Here is a 20,940-nt window from a genome sequence, read left to right as displayed (position 1 = left end):
GCGACGGAGGCTGGAGGGTACGCGGGGAGCCGCGTCCACCACGGAGGCTCCCCGGACGAGTGAGGAGCCGTGATGCAGACGCAGGAGATCGACGCCGACGCGCTGGAGACGTTGCTGGCCGCGGCGGTGGCGGCGCCGTCGATCCACAACACGCAGCCCTGGCGATTCCGTTCGGAGCCGGCCACACGGTGCATCGAGGTCCGGGACGACCGCAGCCGGGTCCTGCCGCTCGCCGACCCCCACCGGCGTGCCCTGTACCTGTCCGCCGGCGCCGCCGTCTTCAACCTCCGGGTGGCCGCCGCCCACCTGGGCCGCAATCCCCGCGTACGGCTGCTGCCGGAGCCGAGCGACCCGGACCTGCTGGCCACCGTGGAGCTGACCGCGACCACCGGCGCCCCGCCGGAGCACCGCCGCCTCTACCCGGCCGTCGTACAACGCCACACCAGCCGTGTGCCGTTCACCGGCCGACCCGTCCCGGAACCCACCGTCGCGGACATGGCCGACGCCGCACGGACCGAGGGCGCGCACCTCCACGTCCCCGACATCCTCCAGACCCGGCGGCTGCTCCAGGTGACCTCCGCGGCGGAACTGCGCAACGCCACCGACCGAGCGCGGACAGCGGAGAGCCGGGCCTGGATCACCCGCCCCGGATCGACCCCGTACGGGATTCCGTCCACCGTACGGCGCCCGTTGGACCAGGCCGGGCGCATGCCGATGCGGGACTTCACCGGCCAGGTGTCACCGGGCCGGCTGCCCTCGGCACGCTTCGAGCGCCACGCCCAGGTGGCCCTCCTGTGGACCGTCGGCGACAGCCGCGCGGACTGGCTGCGGGCCGGCCAGGCCCTGGAACACACCCTCCTGGTGGCCACCGCCCACGGCCTGCGCACCTCGATGCTGCACCAGGCCATGGAATGGCCCGACCTCAGAGAAGCAATGCGCACCCCCGGAACCAAGCGCTGCCACCCACAGCTGCTGATCCGCTTCGGCTACGGCCCCGAGGGCGAGCGGACTCCGCGCGCGAGGGCACTGGATCAGCCGTGAGACGTGGCGTGGTCGGGGACGCCGCCACCAGACCCTCACTCGATACCCTTCCCGCATGATTCGCGCTGTGATCTTCGACGTTGGCGAGTGCCTTGTGGACGAGACCACTGAGTACGGAACCTGGGCCGACTGGCTCGGCGTACCCCGCCACACCTTCCACTCCATGTTCGGCGCGGTCATCGCCCAAGGCCGCGACTACCGCGAGACGTTCCAGGAGTTCCGGCCGGGCTTCGATCTGTACGCCGAGCGCGAAGCTCGCGCGGAGGCGGGCAAGCCGGAGACTTTCGGTGAGGCAGACCTGTACCCGGACGTCCGCGACGCGCTCGCCACCCTGCGCGCGGACGGGCTGTGGCTGGGCATCGCCGGGAACCAAACCGTTCGCGCAGGCCGCATTCTGCGTGAGCTGTTCTCCGCGGACGTCGACCTGATCGGAACCTCTGACGACTGGGGGGCCAGCAAGCCCGACCCGAAGTTCTTCGACCGGGTCGCCGAGGTCGTACCCACCGAGGTCGACGAGATGCTGTACGTCGGTGACCGCGTCGACAACGACCTGCGTCCAGCCGTCGCGGCAGGGATGCATACGGCACTCGTCCACCGCGGCCCGTGGGCGACGATCCAGTGGCACACCGAGGAGGCGGAGAAGCTCCCGACCTTCCGCGTCGAAAGCCTCCTCGAACTCTCGCCGGAGATCGTGCGCTTCAACGCGCGAGGGCACTGACCGTCGTGGACCAGCCGTACAACCGATCGTCCAACTCCCGCACGCACCGCTCATGCTGGTGCGGCGCCAGCATGCGCCGCACCTCCCGTACGCGATCCATGCCCATCGCGTACCACGTGCGCTCCAGCTGGTCGAGCGCACGCAGCGCGTACGCGCACGCTGCCTCCGGATCGCCGGCCGTGGCCTCGACGGCCGCCAGGTCGCCGAGCACGACGGTCCCCTGCTTCTCGTCGGCCGGGCCGAGCGCATCGAGGACGCCGAGCAGGGTCTCGCGGGCCTGCGGCAGGTGACCTGCCTTGAGCTGGGTGTTGCCCTTGAACGCAGCCAGCCTGACGGGACTGAACCAGTCGAGCCACTCAGGGCTGGTGTGATCGCTGCCCGCACCTAGGACATCCTCGGCGTGTCCGATCAGGTGCAGCGCAGTCCGGGTGTGGCCGCACCGGGTCTCGCACTCCGCCTCCACCGCGTCGAGCCAGGCGAGCAACTCGGCAGAGGCGTCACCACGGCGGGCGTAGGTCCGCGCCGCGACCATCCGCTCGACGGCCGCCTCACGGTCGCCCGCCCAGCCCGGGATGAACGCAGTGTGCGCCAGTACCGCAGCACCGAGGAGGGGGTCGTCAGCTTCGCCCGCGGCCTGGAGGGCGCGCAGCAGGGTCTGTTGCGCACGGTCGGCTTCGCGCAGGTCGAAGAACTCGATGCGGCCGCCCAGGAGCCATGATTCCGCGAGTGCCGCCGCGACCCGCCGGCGGGTCTGCCCGGCAGTCTCGGGGAGGAGGGCGCACCCGAGCGCGGCGTGGGAGAGCGCGGCTGGGTGCAGGGTGGCCGGGGCGACGGACCAGTACAGGCGTCGGTGCGACCGCGTGACGGCCTCGTAGTCACTGGCGACGGATGCAGGCTGCGTGGCGACTGCCTGTGTCGGCACGGCTGCAAGCCCGACGGCTGCGGCCGTCGCGGTGAGCACGGTACGGCGCCCGCGGTCGAATGTGCCCCCGCCCGGAGGGCTGAAGCCGAGCGCTTCCAGCTCCTGGCCGAGGAGTCGGGTGAGGGCCTGACCCACCTCGGGGTGCGGCCACGGAGGTGTGTCCGACTCCCACCGCCGGACCTGCCTCACACCCACGCCGAGGGCGTCGGCGAGGGCCTGCTGGGAGTGGTAACCGGCCGCCACCCGGGCGGCCTTCAGCTTCGTATTGCCTGTGGGCCTTGCCACTGCTTCACCTCCGTGTCGAGCGCTGCGGCAAGTGTCGCGCGAGGCCCTGCTCATGACCAGCCATCACCCGCAAGACCCGACAAAGGTCCCTTTCTGTGCGGGAAAGAGACCTCTTGAAGTCCTTGGAAGACGTCCACTTGAGGGCCAACCTTGTGCGTACCTGATCACGACAGGCGCCCGAGGAGATGCGCATGACAACCACGCGCTTACCGTCCGCCGCAGGCTGCACCCTGCACGACGCCGGACAGGACTGGGACGCCATCCGCGTCCCCCGTAGCGTCGGCCTCGCCGCCATGGCGATCCTCGGCGCCCGCTGCGGGGCTGTCGTCGAGGACCCACTCAGCACCGCGGTCTACTACTTCGTCCCCGCCGGCACCGCGCCCGGATGGGACGTTGAGAACACTCGCGCGCTCGGCACTGGGGCCACCGTGACGATTCCGCCGGCGCGCCGCACGGAGGGACCTGGGCCGCATTGGCGGATGTGCCCGGGAGAGGCCCGCTGGCTTACCGACCCGTCCGCACTCCAGGCCGCGATCGAGGACGCTTTCGGGCCCCGTCTCGGCGGCGGCCGGCAAGAAGGGAGGCCAGCATGAGAAGCGTGACGACGAGCGCCGGCCAGGCCCTGACCGGGAAGGCAGGCAGCGTCTACCGCAAGCTGATGCACCACTGCTCGAAGTGTGGGAGGTGCCGTGCCTCTGACGAGGGCGAGCGGCGGTGCGAGACAGCGGACCGTCTGCGAAGGGCCTGGAGTTCGGCCTGCAAGGAGGCCCGATGATCTGCGGACGCTGCTGTGCAAGCGGCCGCACGGTCCATGGGCTGCGGTGGCGGCGTCGCCGTGAACGCATCCGCAGCAGCGCCAAAGAACCCGACTCGCAGCTCAGCCGCATCGAATTCGCGCGCCGCGACCTCGAATGCGGCGCGAACGACCGGAAGCCCTGCACCTCCCCCGAAGCGCAGGGCTTCCGGCCGTGGCCGAGAGCGTCACCCGTGTGTCTGAGCGACACTGTCCCCCGAAGGCGACGTCTCTCGGCCGCTCCCCCGGCGCCGGACTGTTGGTCCGTCCGTCCGCATGCGCCCGCCTCCGTGCTGTTACCAGCACATCACCGCGGTTTCCCCCGACCCCCAGCTGGAGTACAGGCGCACACGGACGAAGTAGCGGCGGCCCCTGACGAGATGGGCCTTGATCGTGGCGTTGCCGGTGGTGCCTCCGTCGTCCTGGCCGGCCAGGTAGCGCGGTTCGCCGTCCCGTTCCTCGAAGACCACCACGACGGTGTCGTTGTCGCCGAAGGTGGCCACGGTGTACTCGCGGGTCTCCGGCGGCTCGACGACGAAGTCGGCCTGTTCGCCCGGGCCGAGACCGATCGGCGCCGAGCGGAACGGCACCAGCGCGGGCGGCCGTGGCGGGCCGGCCGGCGGGTACCAGCGCAGGACGAACTCCTTGTCGGCGGGGGAGAGGGTGCCGGGCGGGTTCAGACCCGCACGGAACTGCTCCGGCTCCAGGATGAGCCCCGCCTCGAAGGGATACTCCATGATCGACTGAGGGTCCCAGACGGATCCGTTGACCTCGTCCGGGTCCAGCTTGCGCAGAATGTTGAAGAACGTCGTCTCACGGCTCCAGAAGTTCGGCGGGCCCGCCAGATCGGCGAAGACGGCCTCGTCGTCCCAGTGGATGCCGGCGAACGGGCTCTGGTGCTCGTGCAGCATGCCGAGCGCGTGCCCGATCTCGTGCAGTGCCGTGCCCCGTTCCGAAGGGGCGGTCAGGTCCCAGCCGAAGTTCATGGTGCGTTCGTTGAGGCCGACCTGGAGCGCGTCCTTGCCCACGGTCGACCAGGAACCGTCACCCAGCTGGAACCCGATCCGCAACTCTGCTTCCGAGCGGTCACTGACCTCGTTGAACGACACCCCGATGCCGAGGTCCTGCCACTCCTGGAAGCACTCGCGCACCACGTCCTGCTGCTCCTTCGAGCCGACCCACGACACCCGCCGGGACCCCCCGGTGCCCGGTACGGGAATGATGGACGCGTCGTTGTCGCCGTCGAAGAAGCAGTAGTGCAGGACCGTGTTGTTGACCCACATCCGGCGTCCGCCGATGAGCGCGCGCTGCCGCTCGGCGGTCAGCCCCGGTGCCAGAACGGGGGCCGACTGCTGCGCGAGGGAGCAGTAGCGAGCGGTCATGCGCACAGCCTGCCGCCGCGGCCCGCCGGGCGCCTGAGTCGGGGGCTACTCAAGTCCCCCTGTATCAGGGCTGAGTAACCGCGCTCCTGTTGCTGTGACGACTTTCGAACGGGACGCGAAGACCCTTGAGCTGCCCTGGCCGTTCACCGGACGGGACGACGAACTGGAGCTGATCCGCGGCTCCCTGGCCGCCGGCCGGCACGGCATCGTCGTGACGGGCTCCGCGGGCTGCGGAAAGACCCGCCTCGTCGCGGAGGCGGTCCGCGGCACCGACTGCGTCAAGGTGGCCGGCACACCGGAGGCCCGCGCCATCCCCTTCGCCGCGTTCTCGCACCTGCTGCCGGAGACGGTCACCCTGCACCGCGCCGTCCAACTCCTCTCCGGCGTACGGCTGCTGCTCGTCGACGACGCCCACCTGCTCGACGACGCCTCCGCCGCCCTCGTCCACCAGCTGGCCCTGCACGGCCGCACCCGCCTGCTGGTCGTCGCCACGGACGGCCACCCCGCGCCCGGCGCCGTCTCCCGGCTGTGGACCGGGGAGCTGCTGCCGCGCCTGTGCCTGGACCCGCTGCCGCGCGAGGAGACGGCACAGCTGCTCACGGCCGGTACCGGCGGCAGCCTGGAGCAGCTCACCGTGAACCGTCTGCACCGCCTGTGCGGGGGTGATCTGCGGCTGCTGCGCGACCTGGCGGGCGCGGTGCGCGAGCGCGGCCTGCTCACCCGGGTCCAGGACGCCGACGCCTGGGCCTGGCGGGGCCCGCTGCCGGTGACGGCGACCGTGCGGGAGCGCACCGCGCAGGTCCTCGACCGGGTCTGCCCCGAGGAGCGCGAGACCCTCGAACGCCTCGCCTTCGGCGAGCCGCTGCCGGTGGACATGGACTCCTTCGACCTGCGCGTCCTCGAACGCCTGGAGGCCGACGGCCTGATCCGCATCGACGACCGGGGCGCCGTCCGCCTCGTCCACCCCCTGCACGGCCCGGTGCTGCGGGCCGCGGCCAGCAGGCTGCGGGCGAGGCGGCTGGCCCGCACTCCGGACCAGTGCGACGCCGCCCTGGACGCCGAGACCGGCGAGCTCGCGCGCAGCGTCGAGCAGGCCGACGTACGGGACGTGCCGGCGCCGGTGGGGGAGTGGCTGCTGGACGAAGGGGTGCCGATGCCGGCCGCACACGCGGCCGTGCGGGCCCGGGTCGCGCGGCTGCGCGGGCGGCTGCGGGAGGCCGCGGCCTGGGCGCGGGAAGGGCTGCGCACCGCCGGTGACGACCCGGCGTGCGGCCGCGAACTCGCCCTCGCCGCCGCCCAGTCGGGGGACACCGTGTGCATCGGGGCGGGCGGCTGGCAGGCCGCCGCCCGCGGTGACATCGACGCCGCCCTGGACGCCGTGGAGCCCTACGACGCCGTGCGGCTCGGGGTGCCCGAGCGGGCTGTCGGGCGGGTCGACGGGGTGTTCGCGCAGCATGCGGACGCGCTCGCCCGGGGGGACGGGCCCGCGCTGGACCGGGTGGCCGAGGCGCTGCAGGGGCGCGGGCTGCTGCTGTTCGCGGCGGAGGCGCACGCGCAGGCCGTGCGGGCGCACCGTGACCCGCGGGCCGCCCGCACCTCGCGCACCCGGGCCGTCGCCCTGGCCCGGCGCTGCCAGGGCGCCCGTACGCCCGCCCTGTCCGGCCTGGTCCTCGGTGAACTCACCGCCCGGCAGCGGCAGATCGTCACCCTCGCCGCCGCGGGCCTGAGCAACCGGCAGATCGCCGAACGCCTCACCCTGTCCATCCGCACCGTCGGCAACCACCTCTACAGCGCCTACACCCGGCTCGGCGCCAGCGACCGCGGAGCGCTGCCGTGGCTGGTGGAACTGCCGGACGCACAGCCGGCCTGAGTGACCTGCGTCACAGTCGATCATGCGGTGCCGGGGCGTCTCGTCTTCAGTGCGTGAGCACAACGAGAGGAGACGTCATGAAGATCTTCGTCGCGGGAGCGTCCGGGGCCATCGGCCGCCAGCTCGTCACCCAGCTCGTGGCGCGCGGCCACCAGGTGGTCGGCACGACCCGCTCGGCCGCCCGGACCGACGCCCTGCGCGAGCTGGGCGCCGAGCCGGCCGTCGTGGACGCCCTCGACCCGGACTCGGTGGCCGACGCGGTGGCCAAGGCCGAGCCCGAGGTGGTCGTCCACCAGCTCACCGCGCTGAGCGGGCCGGTGAACATGCGGCGCATGAAGGAGATGGCGGCGGCCACCAACCGGCTGCGCACGGAGGGCACCGATCATCTGCTGGCCGCCGCCCGCGCCGTCGGGGCGCGCAGGTTCGTGGCGCAGAGCAACGCCCTGTGGATGGAGCGCGCCGCGGGCCCGGTCGTCGACGAGACCGGCCGGCTTGAGCCCAACCCGCCCGCGGACGGGGCGGACGGGGTGGACGCCCTGCGCCACCTGGAGGACTCGGTCACCGGCATCACCTGGGCCGACGGCATCGCCATCCGCTACGGCTGCTTCTACGGCCCCGGCACCGGCATCAGCACCGCGCCGGACGCGGTCTTCACCAGACAGCTCCGCAAGCGGCAGTTCCCGATCATCGGCAACGGCGCCGGCATCTGGCCGATGGTGCACATCTCCGACGCCGCCTCCGCCACGGTCGCGGCCGTCGAACGCGGCAGGCCCGGGATCTACCACGTCGCCGACGACGACCCGGCCCCCGTCACCGAGTGGCTGCCGTATCTGGCCCGCGCACTGGGCGCCAAGTCGCCGCGTCGGGTGCCGGGTTGGCTGGTCGGCCTGCTGGCCGGCAAGTCCGCGGTGGATATGATGACGCGCGCCCCGGGGATCTCCAGCGAGAAGGCCAAGCGAGAGCTGGACTGGGTGCTGCGGTACCCGAGTTGGCGCACGGGTTTCACCCAGGGATTGGAGTAGCCCGCGATGTCCGTCTCGGAGCTGTACGGCGAGCTGCGGCCACGGGCGTTCGCCATCGCCTACCAGATGCTCGGCAGCGTCAGCGAGGCCGAGGACGTGGTGCAGGAAACGTTCCTGCGGATGCATCAGACCCTGGAGCGGGACGAGACGATCGCCTCGCCGCGCGCGTACATCGCCACCCTGGCCACCCGGATCTCGATCGACCAGCTCCGCTCGGCGCGGGTGCGCAGGGAGAGTTACGTCGGTGAGTGGCTGCCGGAACCGCTGGTCACCGGTCCGACGCCGGCCGAGCAGGCGGAGACGGCCGACTCGCTGTCGCTGGCGTTCCTGGTGCTGCTGGAGAGCCTCTCCCCGCACCAGCGGGCCGCGTTCCTGCTGCGCGAGGTGTTCGACTACCCGTACCCGGAGGTCGCCGAGATCATCGGCTCCGACGTGGACAGCGCGCGGCACCTGGTGTCGCGCGCCCGCGGTCACCTGCGCGACCGCCGGCCGCGCTACCACGCCTCGCGGCGGCAACGGACCGAGCTGGCCCAGCGCTTCTTCGCCGCCGCCGAGCAGGGCGACCTGGAGGCGCTGGAGGCGCTGCTGGCCCAGGACGTGGCGCTGCACGGCGACGGCGGCGGCAAGGTGCCGACGCTGGGCCGCGTGGTCAGCGGCCGGGCGGACGTGGCCCGGATCTTCCTCACCGGGATGGCCGTCTTCGCCCGCATCGGCGTACGCCTCCGCCTCACCGAGGTCAACGGCCAGCCCGGCGCCATGGCCTACGACGCGGAGGACCGCCTCTTCGGTGTCATGGGACTCGGTATCGTCGACGGCCGGGTCCGCACGATCCACTCCGTCATCAACCCCGACAAGCTGCGCCACCTCGACCAGGTCAGCGACCTCGGTCTGCAGATGAAGGGCGGGCGCCGAGCGGGCGAGCATGCGGGATGAGCGGCCGCCCGGCGCGGGCTGCGCCTGGCTCCGTTCGCCGCCGAGGCGATCGTCCTGGCCGGGGGCGCCCTCGCGGCCGTCGGCCGGGCGGAGTTCGCGGTCCGGGACTGACCGGCCCTGTCCGCGTACGGACCGGCTCCAGGGCCCGCTGCACGGCGCGGGCCCGCGGCGGAGCCGCACTGCGGCACCGCCGGGGGCGCACGGTCTGACAGGCCCCGCGGTCCGGGACTGACCGGCCGTGTCCACTCAGCACCGCCGGCGCAGCGCTCAGGCCGCCCCGAACGCCGAGAACGCCCACCCCGTCGCCCGGTGCGTCGCGTCGCCCGGCAGCTCGGAGCGGGCGTCGCGCAGCGCCTCGGCCAGGGACAGGCCGGAGCTCAGCCCCTTGTGCAGGGCGACCATCAGCGGCACCACCGCGGCGTCGTTGACCGGGGCGCTGCACGCCACCACGCCCGCCGTGCCCAGCGGCAGCAGCGCGGTGACCAGGCCGAGCAGCTCGTCGGCGCCCACCGAGGCGAAGCGGGCCGTGTCGCAGCAGGAGAGGATGATCCGGTACGGGCTGCGGTCCAGGCGCTCGAAGTCGTGCACGACGATCGGGCCGTCGGCCATCCGCAGCGCCGAGAACAGCGGGCTGTCCGCCCGGAAGGTGCCGTGCGCCGCGATGTGCGCCAGCGCCGCGCCGTCCAGCTCCTCCAACACCCGTGGCACGCACGCCTCGTCGTCCTCCAGCACGGTCGCCGTGCCGTACCGGTCGGCCAGTTCGGGCACCTCGGCGCCGCCGGTCGCCAGACCCGGCCCGCGCACGAGCACCTGCCGGCCGCCGGGCGGCGGCTCGGTCTCCCGGGCCCGCAGCCAACTGCTCGCCGACGGCGACACGCTGAGCACCCGCTCGCGCAGCGACGGCAGCACCGCCCACGGCACCCGGTGCAGCCGCCCGGGCGGTACGACCACCACGGGTCCGTCGCCCAGCTGCGCCGCGGCCGGTCCGAGCAGCAGCTCCTCCAGCCGCCGCCCGGCCGCCTCCACCAGCGGAAGCCGCCCCTCCGCCCCCGGGTGGGCCAGCCGCCGCAACCCGGCCTGCACATGCTCGGCCTCGGTCTCCGCGTCGGCCAGCAGCCCGGCCTCGAACCGCCGCACCCGCCCCTGCCCGCACAGCAGCACCTGGACCCGCCCGTCGACCACGACGAGCTCGGCCAGCCGTATGTCGTCCCCGAGCCGCTGAAGCAGCCGCGCGGGGTCGAAGCGGTCGCCGTCCCCCGGGGACTCGCCGCGCATGTGCAGGGTCCGGGAGCGTATCTCCCGTTCCAGACGGCGCTGTTCGCGTTCCAGCGCCGGGACCGGCCGGGCCTCCATCCGGGCGGCCTCCGCGCGGGCCGCGATCTCCCGGAACGCCGTCAGCGCGCTCAGCAGCGCCGGGTCGGCCGGGGGCCGGGTCGGCGGCGCGGACAGCACCGTGGCCCGCCAGCGCTCGCTCCACACCAGCAGCCGCCGCGGGCTCCCGCTGTCGAGACTGGCCTGCTGCGCCAGCGCCGCGAGCTCCGCGCCCTGCGCGGTGGCCCGGGCCCGCAGCTCGGGGGCGCCCAGCGTCATCCGGTGGTCGTCGAGCACGTCCAGACCGCGCCGGCACGCCTCCAGCACCCCTCGGCCGGACCCGGCGGCCCGCGCCCGCAGCGCCTGCGCCGCCCAGCCCGTCATCCGCGCCAGCGGCGGACCGGCGCGCCGGCTGCGGGCGGCGATGGCCAGATGCCGTTCGGCGTCCGTCCGCCAGCCCAGCGTGAGCGCGATCCGGCCCGCGAGGAGCGAGGCCTCCGGCGCCGCGGGCGCGCCGAAGGAAGCGAGCCGCTCGGCGACCGCGGCCGCGTCGGCGACCAGCCGCCCCGAGGCCCGCCCGGCGGCGAGCCGCGCCTCGATCAGCACCAGCCGGGCATGCGTCTCCCACCAGGTGCGCCGCTGCCCAGCGAACAGCCGTACCGCCACCGCCGCGCGCGCGAACGCCGTGTGCGGATCACCCGTCAGCCGGGCCGCCCGGGCGGCCACGAGCAGCAGCTCCGCCTTGCGCGTGGACTGCCCGCCCATCTGGTCCAGGACGCCGATCGCCGCGTCCGCCTCGGCCAGCGCCTCCGGGGCGAGCCCGGCCGCCATCAGCACCTCGCAGCGCCGGATGTCGAGCATGAACGTCGGCGTGCCCAGCTTGGCGTACCGCTCCTCGGCCTCGTCCAGCAGCCGCAGCGCCGCCGGGATGTCACCGGACCGGAACGCGGCGAGCCCCCGGCTCTCCACGGCGTCCGCCTTGTCGTGCTCCTGGCCGGTGGTCTCCCACAGCGCCTCGGCCGCCGTGAAGTCCGCCTCCGCCCGGTCCACCGCCCCGAGCGCCAGGTGCACGGTGGCGCGCAGGGTCAGCGCCCGTGCCGTCCAGATCACGTCGTCCGCCTGCCGCAGCACCGAAATCGCGCGGCGTACGTCCTCCAACGCCTCGCGGTGGTGGCCGAGCACCCACCAGACGTAGGCCCGCCGGTACAGCACCCGCGCCCGGGTGTGTCCCGTGCCGCGGGCGACACCCCGCTCGAACGCGTCCAGACCCTGCCGGGTACGGCCCGCGTGCACCAGCGCCACGCCGAGCGTGCCCAGTACATCCGCCTCACGGTCCGCGGAGTCCGCGCGCGCCGCGAAGTCCCGGGCGAGCCGCAGATGGGCCAGCGCGAGCCGCATGTCGCCGAAGTCCCGCTGCCAGATGCCGATCACCTGATGGGCGACGGAGGCGTGCAGCGGCGAGGGGTCGGCGCCGAGCACCCCTTCCGCCTGGGCCAGCGCCTCACCCGGGGCGGCGAACACCTTCGGCAGCAGTTCGAGAACCGAGTCGCTTCCCGCTGTCACTCAACGGATGGTAGTGCTCCGGGTTGCGGACCACACAGGTTTGGTGCTGTATCAATCGACGGCTGTACGGCTCTGACTGACGATTGCCGCCTTGAGGGGGAGGACACGCCATGGCACCTCAGCGATTCCACGAGCAGTTCGAGCAGATCCAACGCTCCATGCCCGACGTCCCGTTGGCGATGGGACCGGACGACTCCGCCGAGTTCCTCTACGAGAAGGGCGTCGTCCTGGCCCGCGACGGCGAGGAGGCGCGCGTCGTCGAGGACACCGTGCGCGAGCACTTCACCGCCTTCACCGGCCTCACCACCGACCACATCCGCCGGGCGGGCCCGGAGACCAACCGCTCCGGCATCACCCGGATCCAGGTCGGCGACCCCGCCCACGGCGACCGGCGCGGGGACCGGGCCGTCGCGGGCGCCCTGAGGGCACTGCGCGAGGCGGAGGGACGCGCGGGACGCCGACTGGTCAGCCGCAACCACGTGGTGTCCATCGCCGTCAACGCCTGCCCGGGCGACGAGCCCGTCCCGGCCCCGCTGACCCAGCCGCCCAACCCGGCGGCGGCCGAGACCCTGTACGACGCGGACACCGCCGTAGGCGTCCTGGTCATCGACACCGGCCTGATGAAGGACTACCGGTCCTACCCGCTGCTGGCGCGCACCCAGGGCGACGCCCAGATCAAGGAGTGCGACGACAACGGCGTGCTCCAGCAGTACGTCGGACACGGCACGTTCATCGCCGGACTCGTCGCGGCGGTGGCACCCAACACCGACATCACCGTCCGCAACACCCTCAACGACGCCGGCGCCATCCTGGAGTCCGAGTTCGGCGACAAGCTCTTCGAGGCCGTCGAGCAGGGCGGCTGGCCGGACATCCTCAGCCTCTCCGCCGGCACCTCCAACGGCCGCACCGACGGACTGCTGGGCCTTGCCGCCTTCATGGAGGAACTGCGCGGGCAGCGCACCCTGTTGGTCGCCGCGGCCGGCAACAACGCCAGCGCCACGCCCTTCTGGCCCGCCGCCTACGCCGACCTGCCCGACTACTCCGACGCCGTGCTGTCGATCGGCGCGCTGCGCGGCGACGGCGAGTTCGGCGCCTGCTTCAGCAACCACGGCCAGTGGGTGAAGGCCTACGCGCCCGGCGAGCGCCTCACCAGCTCGCTGACCGGCTTCGACGCGCCCGTGCCGTACGTGTACCAGCACTCCACCTACGACGCCTGCCGCTACGGCTTCGCCTACCTGTGCACCTGTCAGTCCCCGCGGCACACCGGCGTGTTGACCGAGGAGCGGGCGGCGGCCGTGTCGGGCAACCCGGACCAGGTGCTGTTCGAGGGGTTCGCGCACTGGAGCGGCACCTCGTTCGCCACGCCCGTCGTCGCGGGCATGGTCGCCGACCACATGACCGCGCACAAGGAGACCGACCCGCGCCTGGCCCGCAAGCAACTCCTGGCGATGAACACCGAGTACGCGGAGGTGCGCGGGGCGCATGTCCCGGCGCTGCGTCCGCCCACCTGGCGCCCGGTCCCCGTCGTCCCCCTCACTCCTCCGGCATGAGGGTCGGAACCGTCCCCTCCGCGGCGTACGATGACTTGCCGTACACGAGGGGTGGGGCCGTGGATCGTGCAGAGGTCGGCGCGCTCGTCCAGTCCGCCGTCGACGGTGACGCGGCGGCCTGGAAGGCGCTCGTGGAAGGGCTGAGCCCACTGGTGTGGTCCGTGGTGCGCGCGCACCGGCTCTCCGACGCCGACGCCCACGAGGTCTACCAGACCGCCTGGTTCCGGTTCGCCCAGCATCTGGGGCGCATCCGGGAGCCGGAGAAGGCCGGGTCGTGGCTGGCGAGCACCGCACGGCACGAGTCGCTGAAGGTGCTCAAGAGCCTGCGGCGGCTGACTCCGACCGACGATCCGCATCTGCTCGACCGGGTCAGTGAGGACCGTACGCCCGAGGAGTCGCTGCTGGACTCCGAGGAGGCGGCCGCGCAGAGCGAGCGCGTGCGGCGGCTGTGGCAGGAGTTCGAGGAACTCGGCGAGCGCTGCCGCCAGTTGCTGCGTGTGCTGATGGCCACGCCGCCGCCCAGCTACCAGGAGGTGTCCGCCGCACTGGGCATCGCCGTGGGCAGTATCGGGCCGCTGCGCCAGCGCTGTCTGCGCCGCCTTCGGGCCCGACTCGACGCACGGGGAGCGCTGTGAACCACGACATGAACGACGATCTCTTCGAGGAAGGCACCGAAGAGGCCGCCGACACCGAGGACGGGTTGGACTGCGAGCTGCTGGAGGAGGAACTGCGCCGGGCCGCCGGGATCCTGGATCCCGTCCCGCCGGAGCTGTGCCGGATCGCCGTCGAGGCCTTCGCGCTGCACGACCTCGACGCCCGGATCGCCGAGCTGACCTTCGACTCGGTGGTGGACGCCATCCCGGTGCGGGGGGCCACCGACGTCCCGCGCATGCTGACCTTCCGCGCCGGCGAGGTGACCGTCGACGTCGAGGTGACCGGTCAGTCGCTGATGGGGCAGGTGCTGCCGCCCCAGCCGGTCCGCATCGAGGTGCTCGGCGGCCCGCAGTCGGCCGCCGAACTCACCGCCGACGCGATGGGCCGCTTCACCACCGACGCCCCGCCCGTCGGACCGTTCGCCCTGCGGCTGCGCGCCGGCGGCGAGGTGGTCGTGACGGAGTGGCTGCGGGCCTGACTCACCAGGTACACGGCAGGGACTGCGGTCCGCGGATCATCGTCCTGCGGCGCCAGGGAACCTCCTCCGGCGCCACCGCGAGCCGCAGTCCCGGCAGCCGGTCCAGCAGTGTGCCGAGCAGCAGCTCGGTCTGGAGGCGGGCGAGCACGGCGCCGGTGCAGTAGTGCGGGCCGTTGCCGTAGGCCAGGTGGGCTCGGGGCTCGCGGTCGGGGTCGATCCGGTCCGGGTCGGCGAACACCTCGGGGTCGCGGTTGGCGGCCAGGTAGGACACGTACACCGGGTCACCGGCCCGGATACGCAGGCCGTGCAGGTCGACGTCCTCCAGGGCGATACGGGCCAGGCCGACGCTGCTGCGGTGCGGGATGTAGCGCAGCAGCTCGTCCAGGACGGCGCCGCGTGCCTCGGGCCGTTCCCGCATCCGTGTCATCAGCCCGGGCCGGGTGAGCAACAGGTACAGCATCTGGCCGCAGTTGTGGGTGACGGCCTCGCCGCCGATCTGCAGCGGCCCGGCGAGGCCGACGGCCTCCGTCTCGCTGATCTCGCCGTGGTGCACGGCGGCGCCGAGCAGCGAGTACACGTCGTCGCCGAGGCTGCGGGCGCGGGCCCGGATCGTCTCCGTGATCCAGCCGTACATGCCGTTCTTGGCCTGCTCGGCGGCCTCGGCGCCGCCGGAGGTGGAGATGATCTGCCGGGTCCAGCCATGCACCCGGGCCCGGTCGGCGGCGGGCACCCCCATCACCTCGCTGACCACCGCGAGCGGGAAGGGCTCCAGGACCCGCTCGATCAGGTCCGCTGGCGGCCCGTCCCGGACCACGCCGTCCATCAGGTCGTCGAGCATCCGCTGGGCGCGCGGCCGCAGCCGCTTCATCGCGCCCACGGTGAACGCGCCGGCGACCGGCCGGCGCAGCCGGTTGTGGTCGGGCTGGTCGGCGAAGGCGAGCGAGCCCGGCCGGGGCTTGAAGTGCGGGGCCATCCGGGTCACCTGGCGTCGGGTGACCTCGGCCCGGCCGAACCGGGGGTCGTTGGTGATCGCCCTGACGTCCTCGTAGCGGGTGGCCAGCCACGCCCAGCCCTCGCCGTGCGGCAGCCGGATGCGGGTCAGCGGCCCCTCGCGCATGAGGTCCGCGAGGACCGGGTCGAAGTCCGTGCCGTCCAGGTCGAGCGCGGGCCAGTCCCGTACCGGGGGTTCGGTGAGCGTGGTGGTCTCCTCTGTCATGCCCCCACCCTCACCGCCGCCCGCCCGCCTGTCGCCCGGGAGTGCTCCAGCCGGAGGGTCAGCCCGGCAGCGCGTCGACCAGCCGCGCCAGCGCCGAGGCGAGCCGGGTGAGCCCCGGCCCGGCGGGCCCGCCCGGCTCGGTCATGTACGTGTCCCGGCGGATCTCCACCATCAGGGCGCTGACCCGCGGCTCGCTCCCGTAGAACTCCAGCGGCACGTACGTACCGCCGAACGGGCTGTCCAGCCCGGTCTCCCCGCACTGAGCGAACGCCTTCTCGGCCGCGGCGCGCAGCCCGGGCGGGGTGTGGAAGGCGTCGGTGCCCAGGCAGACGGGCGGGCGCGGGCCGTCGCCGTGCAGTTCGTAGGGCAGCCGGGCGGTCGGGTAGGAGTGGACGTCGATGATCACGGCCCGCCCGGTGGCGGCCAGCCGCCCGGCCACGGCGTGCGCCATCGCCTCGGCGTAGGGCCGGAAGTACCGCTCGACCAGCGGCCCGGGATCGGTGTCCGCGGCCCGCAGCTCCGACCGGTGCGTGGTGCGCGTGTAGACGGCGCCCATGCCGACGGCGAGCATCTCCTCCCGCTCGTCGGGGAACCGTTCCGGGTCGACCACCAGCCGCGACAGCCGGTTCACGAACCGCCAGGGCGTCACCCCGGCCAGCCCGGCCGCCGCCTCGGCGATCTCGGCGGTGTGCGCGTCGGTGATGTGGTCCAGCTCCCGCTCCAGGCCCGCGTCGTCCAGCAGGATCCCGGCCCGCACGTCGGCCGGGATCGCCCGGGCGGAGTGCGGCACGTGGAGGATCACCGGCGAGTCTTCGGCACCGGGCAGCAGTTCGTAGGAGGTCGGCATGAGGGTTCAGGGCGTCCTGATCGGGGAGGGGAGTGCGGTGCGCCGGGGCGGCGTCACCGGGACCTGCTGCACCTTCACGTCGACGAGGGAGTGATGGCAGTTGTACGCCGGTGCGGTGTCCACCAGCAGAACATACGTGATCGTCGTGCCGCAGCTGATCAGACCCGGTCCGATACTCAGGTGGGAGCCGTACACCTGGGCCTGCGGGACACGGGTCGAGCCGGGGCTGGACTCGGTGCGCAGCACCTCCAGATAGGACACGTCCAGGTGCACCCAGAACGGATCGCCCCGGTCGAACGCGCCGCTGGGTATGTCCCGTCGGCCCGGGTTGGTCAGCACCACCTCGACATAGTGCGGGTCGGTCAGCAGGGTGCCGTTGCGCCGGATCTCCAGGCCGCCGTCCATGCGCAGCGGCACCAACGGGCCATGCAGCACGGTGTAGTTGAGACGCAGCCTCGGGTGGGTGGACCGGAACATGGCCCAGATGGCGCCCAACCCGACGAGCACGGCCACGGCGACACCGGCCGCCGACCAGAAGGTCCCGTCGGTGTAGAAGGCGCCGGACGCGACGGGCGGGAGTGAGGGGTCCTCGTTCACGGGCAGCCCGACGCGCCAAGGGGCCGGTCGCGCGTCGTACTCCATTCGTACGTGCGGCAACTGTTCCGGTGGCTCACCGCCCCGGCCCGCCGACGGTTCTCAACTCCCGTTCAGGGACGGCGGATCCCTCCGCCGAGGAACGCCCGCCATTCGCGCGGTGCGAACACGAGCGCCGGTCCTTGGGTGTTCTTGGAGTCCCGGACCGCGACCAGGCCGTCGACGGCGGCGACCTCGACACACGCCCCGTTGCCCGAACTGCGGCTGCTCTTGCGCCAGTCGGCGCCGTCCAGGTCGACCCGCGACCGGCGCCGCTCGTCGTGCGCGCTCATGACCCCTGTATCTCCCTTGCGATCTGCTCCAGCGTGGTGGGTGTCTCCTGCGGGTCGGGAGCGGCGGCCCGCACGAGGTCGAAGGTCTGGATGAAGGTGCGCACATCGCGTTCCTTCTCCAGATACACGTTTCCGGCGATCGAGTTGACGTAGACCACGGTGGGTGTGCGCGGCTCGAACTCCAGGAGCGAGAAGGTGCCGGCGAGGGCCGCGTGGGCGCCCTTGGCGGTCGGCATGACCTGGATGGTCACGTTCGGCATGGCCGCCGCCCGGCTCAGGTGCTCCAGCTGGGCCACCATGACCTCCGTACCGCCGATGGGGCGGCGCAGCGCGCTCTCCTCCAGCACCACCCACAGCTCCAGCGGCTCGGGCGTCCGGGTCAGCAGGGCTTGGCGCTCCTTGCGGAAGCGCACCAACTGGTCCACCTCGTGGGGCTCGTTGGGCCGTACGGCGGCGATGACGGCACGGGCGTAGTCCTCGGTCTGGAGCAGGCCGTGGACGAAGGTGGGCTCGTAGGAGCGCAGGACGCGGGCGTCGGCCTCCAGGCCCGCGTAGGTGGCCATGCCCGAGGGCAGCACCTCGTTGTAGTGCGCCCACCAGCCCTGCTGCTGGGCGTCCTTGTGGATCTGCATGACGGCTTCGGTCAGTTCCGGGTCGGTCACGCCGTACCACTGGAGCAGGTCGCGGACGTCCCGTGCCTTGATCGGGGCCTGTCCGGTCTCCACCCGGCTGATCTTGGACATCGAGCACTCCAGGTGCGCCGCGACGTCCTCGATCCGTTTGCCCGCGTGTTCGCGCAGGCGGCGGAGCTCGGAGCCGAGCTGACGCCGTCGCAGCGTGGGACCGCCGGCCGTGGCCATCGCCTCACCCCTCGCACTCGAAGTGGCGGCCTGTTGCTCCGAGCAAGTGCGCGCAGGCCTCAATCCTCTTGTACCTGAGGATAGTTGAGATCATGCATATCGCTCACGCAATTGCGTCAAAGAAGTCCGCCGGGCCTTCGCAGGGGGTGCGGACATGGCTCCGCCCCGGCCGGACGTGCGCCGGTCGGGGCGGAGCGAAAGGCCCTGTGGCCCGGTCGGTCAGCTCAGCGAGGCGAGCGCCTCGTTCCAGGTGGCCGACGGGCGCATGACCGCGGCGGCCTTCGCCGGGTCGGGCTGGTAGTAGCCGCCGATGTCGGCCGGCTGCCCCTGGACCGCGAGCAGCTCCTCGACGATCTTCTGCTCGCCCGCGGCGAGCGTCTCGGCGAGCGGCGCGAAGGCCTTGGCCAGGCCCGCGTCCTCGGTCTGCTGGGCCAGCTCCTGCGCCCAGTACAGGGACAGGTAGAAGTGGCTGCCGCGGTTGTCGATGCCGCCGACGCGACGGGTCGGGGACTTGTCCTCGTTGAGGAAGGTCGCCGTGGCGCGGTCGAGGGCGTCGGCGAGGACCTTGGCCTTGGTGTTGCCGGTGGCCGTCGCGTACTGCTCCAGGGACGGGACCAGCGCGAAGAACTCACCGAGCGAGTCCCAGCGCAGGTAGTTCTCCTTGACCAGCTGCTGGACGTGCTTCGGCGCGGAGCCGCCGGCGCCCGTCTCGAACAGACCGCCGCCCGCCATCAGCGGGACGACCGACAGCATCTTGGCGCTGGTGCCCAGCTCCAGGATCGGGAACAGGTCGGTCAGGTAGTCGCGCAGCACGTTGCCGGTGACGGAGATGGTGTTCTCGCCGCGGCGGATGCGCTCGACCGACAGCTTGGTGGCCTCGACCGGGGACAGGATCTGGATGTCCAGGCCCTCGGTGTCGTGCTCCGGCAGGTACGCCTTGACCTTCTCGATGATCACGGCGTCGTGGCCGCGGGCCTCGTCCAGCCAGAACACGGCCGGGTCGCCGGTGGCGCGGGCACGGGTGACGGCCAGCTTGACCCAGTCACGGATCGGCGCGTCCTTGGTCTGGCAGGCGCGGAAGATGTCACCGGCGGCGACGGCCTGCTCCAGGAGGACGTTGCCGGCCTCGTCGACCAGGCGGACGGTGCCGTCGGCCGGGATCTCGAAGGTCTTGTCGTGGGAGCCGTACTCCTCGGCCTTCTGCGCCATCAGGCCGACGTTCGGGACCGAGCCCATGGTCGACGGGTCGAAGGCGCCGTTGGCCCGGCAGTCCTCGATCACGACCTGGTAGACGCCGGAGTAGGAGTGGTCCGGCAGCACCGCGAGGGTGTCGGCCTCCTGGCCGTCCGGGCCCCACATGTGGCCGGAGGTGCGGATCATGGCCGGCATGGAGGCGTCGACGATGACGTCGGACGGCACGTGCAGGTTGGTGATGCCCTTGTCGGAGTCGACCATCGCCAGGGCCGGGCCCTCGGCGATCTCCGCCTCGAAGGACGCCTTGATCGCGGCGCCCTCGGGCAGCGACTCCAGGCCCTTGAGGATGCCGCCCAGACCGTCGTTCGGGGACAGACCGGCGGCCGCCAGCGTCGCACCGTACTGCTCGAAGGTCTTCGGGAAGAAGGCGCGCACCACGTGACCGAAGATGATCGGGTCGGAGACCTTCATCATCGTGGCCTTGAGGTGTACGGAGAACAGCACGCCCTCCGCCTTGGCGCGGGCGACCTGCGCGGCGAGGAACTCGCGCAGCGCGGCGGCACGCATCACGGAGGCGTCGACGACCTCGCCGGCGATGACCTTCAGCGGCTCGCGCAGCGCGGTGGTGGAGCCGTCGGCGCCGACCAGCTCGAAGCTGAGGGTGGTGGCCGCGTCGATCACCACGGACTTCTCGGTGGAGGCGAAGTCGTTCTCGGCCATCGTCGCCACGTTCGTCTTGGACTCGGCGGTCCAGGCGCCCATGCGGTGCGGGTGGGTCTTGGCGTAGTTCTTGACCGAGGCGGGGGCGCGGCGGTCGGAGTTGCCCTCACGCAGGACCGGGTTCACGGCGGAACCCTTGATCTTGTCGTAGCGGGCGCGGATCTCGCGCTCCTCGTCGGTCTTCGGCTCGTCCGGGTAGTTCGGCAGCGCGTAGCCCTGGCCCTGCAGCTCGGCGACGGCGGCCTTCAGCTGCGGGATCGACGCCGAGACGTTCGGCAGCTTGATGATGTTGGCGGCGGGGGTCTTGGCCAGCGCGCCCAGCTCGGCCAGCGCGTCCGGGATCCGCTGGTCCTCGGTGAGGTACTCCGGGAACACGGCGATGATCCGCCCGGCCAGCGAGATGTCGCGCGTCGCCACGTCGACACCCGCCTGCGAGGCGTACGCCTGGACCACCGGCAGGAAGGAATACGTCGCCAGGGCCGGGGCCTCGTCAGTGTGCGTATAGATGATGGTCGAGTCAGTCACCGGGTGCTCCGCTCCACGTCTGCAACATTGCTCGACATCAAGATATCTCGTGATCGACCCGGGCTCGACAGGGGTCCGCGCACGGAGGGGACGAGCGAGGGGGAAGTTTCGGCCGTGAGGCAACCGAATC

The 20,940-nt window shown here is 72.7% G+C and carries 18 protein-coding genes; 9 read left to right on the top strand and 9 right to left on the bottom strand.

Going from position 1 to position 20,940, the window contains the following annotated elements; translation table 11 throughout:
- Positions 1–72: 72 nt before the first annotated feature.
- Positions 73–1,041, top strand: a complete 969-nt coding sequence (locus AB0Q90_RS04550) for a nitroreductase family protein (protein ID WP_363158962.1) — start codon at positions 73–75, stop codon at positions 1,039–1,041.
- A 55-nt stretch (positions 1,042–1,096) separates the two neighbouring features.
- Positions 1,097–1,759: an HAD family hydrolase gene (locus AB0Q90_RS04545; protein WP_363158961.1), complete on the top strand. Its 663-nt coding sequence runs from the start codon at positions 1,097–1,099 to the stop codon at positions 1,757–1,759.
- On the opposite strand, the gene AB0Q90_RS04540 is transcribed toward AB0Q90_RS04545, so the two are convergent.
- The gene (locus AB0Q90_RS04540; protein ID WP_363158960.1) at positions 1,740–2,966 is read right to left on the bottom strand and encodes a helix-turn-helix transcriptional regulator; all 1,227 of its coding nucleotides are present in this window, start codon (positions 2,964–2,966) and stop codon (positions 1,740–1,742) included. The genes AB0Q90_RS04545 and AB0Q90_RS04540 overlap by 20 nt on opposite strands.
- A 191-nt stretch (positions 2,967–3,157) precedes the next feature.
- On the opposite strand from AB0Q90_RS04540, the gene AB0Q90_RS04535 reads away from it, so the two are divergent.
- Positions 3,158–3,559 (top strand): hypothetical protein, encoded by a 402-nt coding sequence (locus tag AB0Q90_RS04535; RefSeq protein ID WP_363158959.1) that lies wholly within the window; start codon positions 3,158–3,160, stop codon positions 3,557–3,559.
- A 496-nt stretch (positions 3,560–4,055) separates the two neighbouring features.
- Here AB0Q90_RS04535 and AB0Q90_RS04530 read toward each other — a convergent pair whose 3' ends face one another.
- Positions 4,056–5,141 carry a M12 family metallopeptidase gene (locus AB0Q90_RS04530; protein ID WP_363158958.1) on the bottom strand — a complete coding sequence of 362 codons (1,086 nt, stop codon included), beginning with the start codon at positions 5,139–5,141 and terminating at the stop codon, positions 4,056–4,058.
- Between the two features lie 94 nt (positions 5,142–5,235).
- On the opposite strand from AB0Q90_RS04530, the gene AB0Q90_RS04525 reads away from it, so the two are divergent.
- From AB0Q90_RS04525 to AB0Q90_RS04515, 3 genes are all read left to right on the top strand, one after another.
- Entirely contained in the window at positions 5,236–7,011 is a 1,776-nt protein-coding gene (locus tag AB0Q90_RS04525; protein WP_363158957.1) for a LuxR C-terminal-related transcriptional regulator, read from the top strand.
- A gap of 77 nt (positions 7,012–7,088) precedes the next feature.
- A complete protein-coding gene (locus tag AB0Q90_RS04520) occupies positions 7,089–8,033 on the top strand; it encodes an NAD(P)-dependent oxidoreductase (protein ID WP_363158956.1) in 945 nt (314 codons plus the stop codon).
- Positions 8,034–8,039: 6 nt separating this feature from the next.
- Positions 8,040–8,966: an RNA polymerase sigma-70 factor gene (locus AB0Q90_RS04515; RefSeq protein ID WP_363158955.1), complete on the top strand. Its 927-nt coding sequence runs from the start codon at positions 8,040–8,042 to the stop codon at positions 8,964–8,966.
- A 267-nt stretch (positions 8,967–9,233) separates the two neighbouring features.
- On the opposite strand, the gene AB0Q90_RS04510 is transcribed toward AB0Q90_RS04515, so the two are convergent.
- On the bottom strand, positions 9,234–11,840 hold the full coding sequence (locus tag AB0Q90_RS04510) for a CHAT domain-containing tetratricopeptide repeat protein (RefSeq protein WP_363158954.1): 2,607 nt from the start codon (positions 11,838–11,840) through the stop codon (positions 9,234–9,236).
- Positions 11,841–11,950: 110 nt separating this feature from the next.
- On the opposite strand from AB0Q90_RS04510, the gene AB0Q90_RS04505 reads away from it, so the two are divergent.
- From AB0Q90_RS04505 to AB0Q90_RS04495, 3 genes are read left to right on the top strand one after another with little or no spacing between them, the layout of a single operon-like run.
- Positions 11,951–13,390, top strand: a complete 1,440-nt coding sequence (locus AB0Q90_RS04505; RefSeq protein ID WP_363158953.1) for a S8/S53 family peptidase — start codon at positions 11,951–11,953, stop codon at positions 13,388–13,390.
- On the top strand, positions 13,387–14,025 hold the full coding sequence (locus tag AB0Q90_RS04500) for a sigma-70 family RNA polymerase sigma factor (protein ID WP_363158952.1): 639 nt from the start codon (positions 13,387–13,389) through the stop codon (positions 14,023–14,025). Before AB0Q90_RS04505 ends, AB0Q90_RS04500 begins: the two co-directional genes overlap by 4 nt.
- An 8-nt stretch (positions 14,026–14,033) precedes the next feature.
- Positions 14,034–14,522, top strand: a complete 489-nt coding sequence (locus AB0Q90_RS04495) for a hypothetical protein (protein WP_363158951.1) — start codon at positions 14,034–14,036, stop codon at positions 14,520–14,522.
- Between the two features lies 1 nt (position 14,523).
- Here the strand turns inward: AB0Q90_RS04495 and AB0Q90_RS04490 are convergent, their stop codons facing one another.
- The 6 genes from AB0Q90_RS04490 to AB0Q90_RS04465 all read right to left on the bottom strand — a co-directional run bounded on the left by AB0Q90_RS04490 (position 14,524) and on the right by AB0Q90_RS04465 (position 20,810).
- Positions 14,524–15,738, bottom strand: a complete 1,215-nt coding sequence (locus AB0Q90_RS04490) for a cytochrome P450 (RefSeq protein WP_363158950.1) — start codon at positions 15,736–15,738, stop codon at positions 14,524–14,526.
- Positions 15,739–15,796: 58 nt separating this feature from the next.
- Complete coding sequence (locus AB0Q90_RS04485; protein ID WP_363158949.1) at positions 15,797–16,585, bottom strand: N-formylglutamate amidohydrolase; 789 nt, start codon at positions 16,583–16,585, stop codon at positions 15,797–15,799.
- A gap of 6 nt (positions 16,586–16,591) precedes the next feature.
- Positions 16,592–17,227 (bottom strand): hypothetical protein, encoded by a 636-nt coding sequence (locus AB0Q90_RS04480; RefSeq protein WP_363158948.1) that lies wholly within the window; start codon positions 17,225–17,227, stop codon positions 16,592–16,594.
- Positions 17,228–17,292: 65 nt separating this feature from the next.
- Positions 17,293–17,511: a DUF397 domain-containing protein gene (locus tag AB0Q90_RS04475; protein WP_363158947.1), complete on the bottom strand. Its 219-nt coding sequence runs from the start codon at positions 17,509–17,511 to the stop codon at positions 17,293–17,295.
- Entirely contained in the window at positions 17,508–18,371 is an 864-nt protein-coding gene (locus AB0Q90_RS04470; protein ID WP_363158946.1) for a helix-turn-helix transcriptional regulator, read from the bottom strand. Before AB0Q90_RS04470 ends, AB0Q90_RS04475 begins: the two co-directional genes overlap by 4 nt.
- A 219-nt stretch (positions 18,372–18,590) precedes the next feature.
- Positions 18,591–20,810: an NADP-dependent isocitrate dehydrogenase gene (locus AB0Q90_RS04465; RefSeq protein ID WP_363158945.1), complete on the bottom strand. Its 2,220-nt coding sequence runs from the start codon at positions 20,808–20,810 to the stop codon at positions 18,591–18,593.
- Positions 20,811–20,940: the final 130 nt, after the last annotated feature.

The organism is Streptomyces sp. NPDC079141, from assembly GCF_040686775.1.
GTDB lineage: Bacteria > Actinomycetota > Actinomycetes > Streptomycetales > Streptomycetaceae > Streptomyces.
Note: the sequence above shows the minus strand (reverse complement) of the source record. Positions and strands in the feature narration are given on the sequence as shown.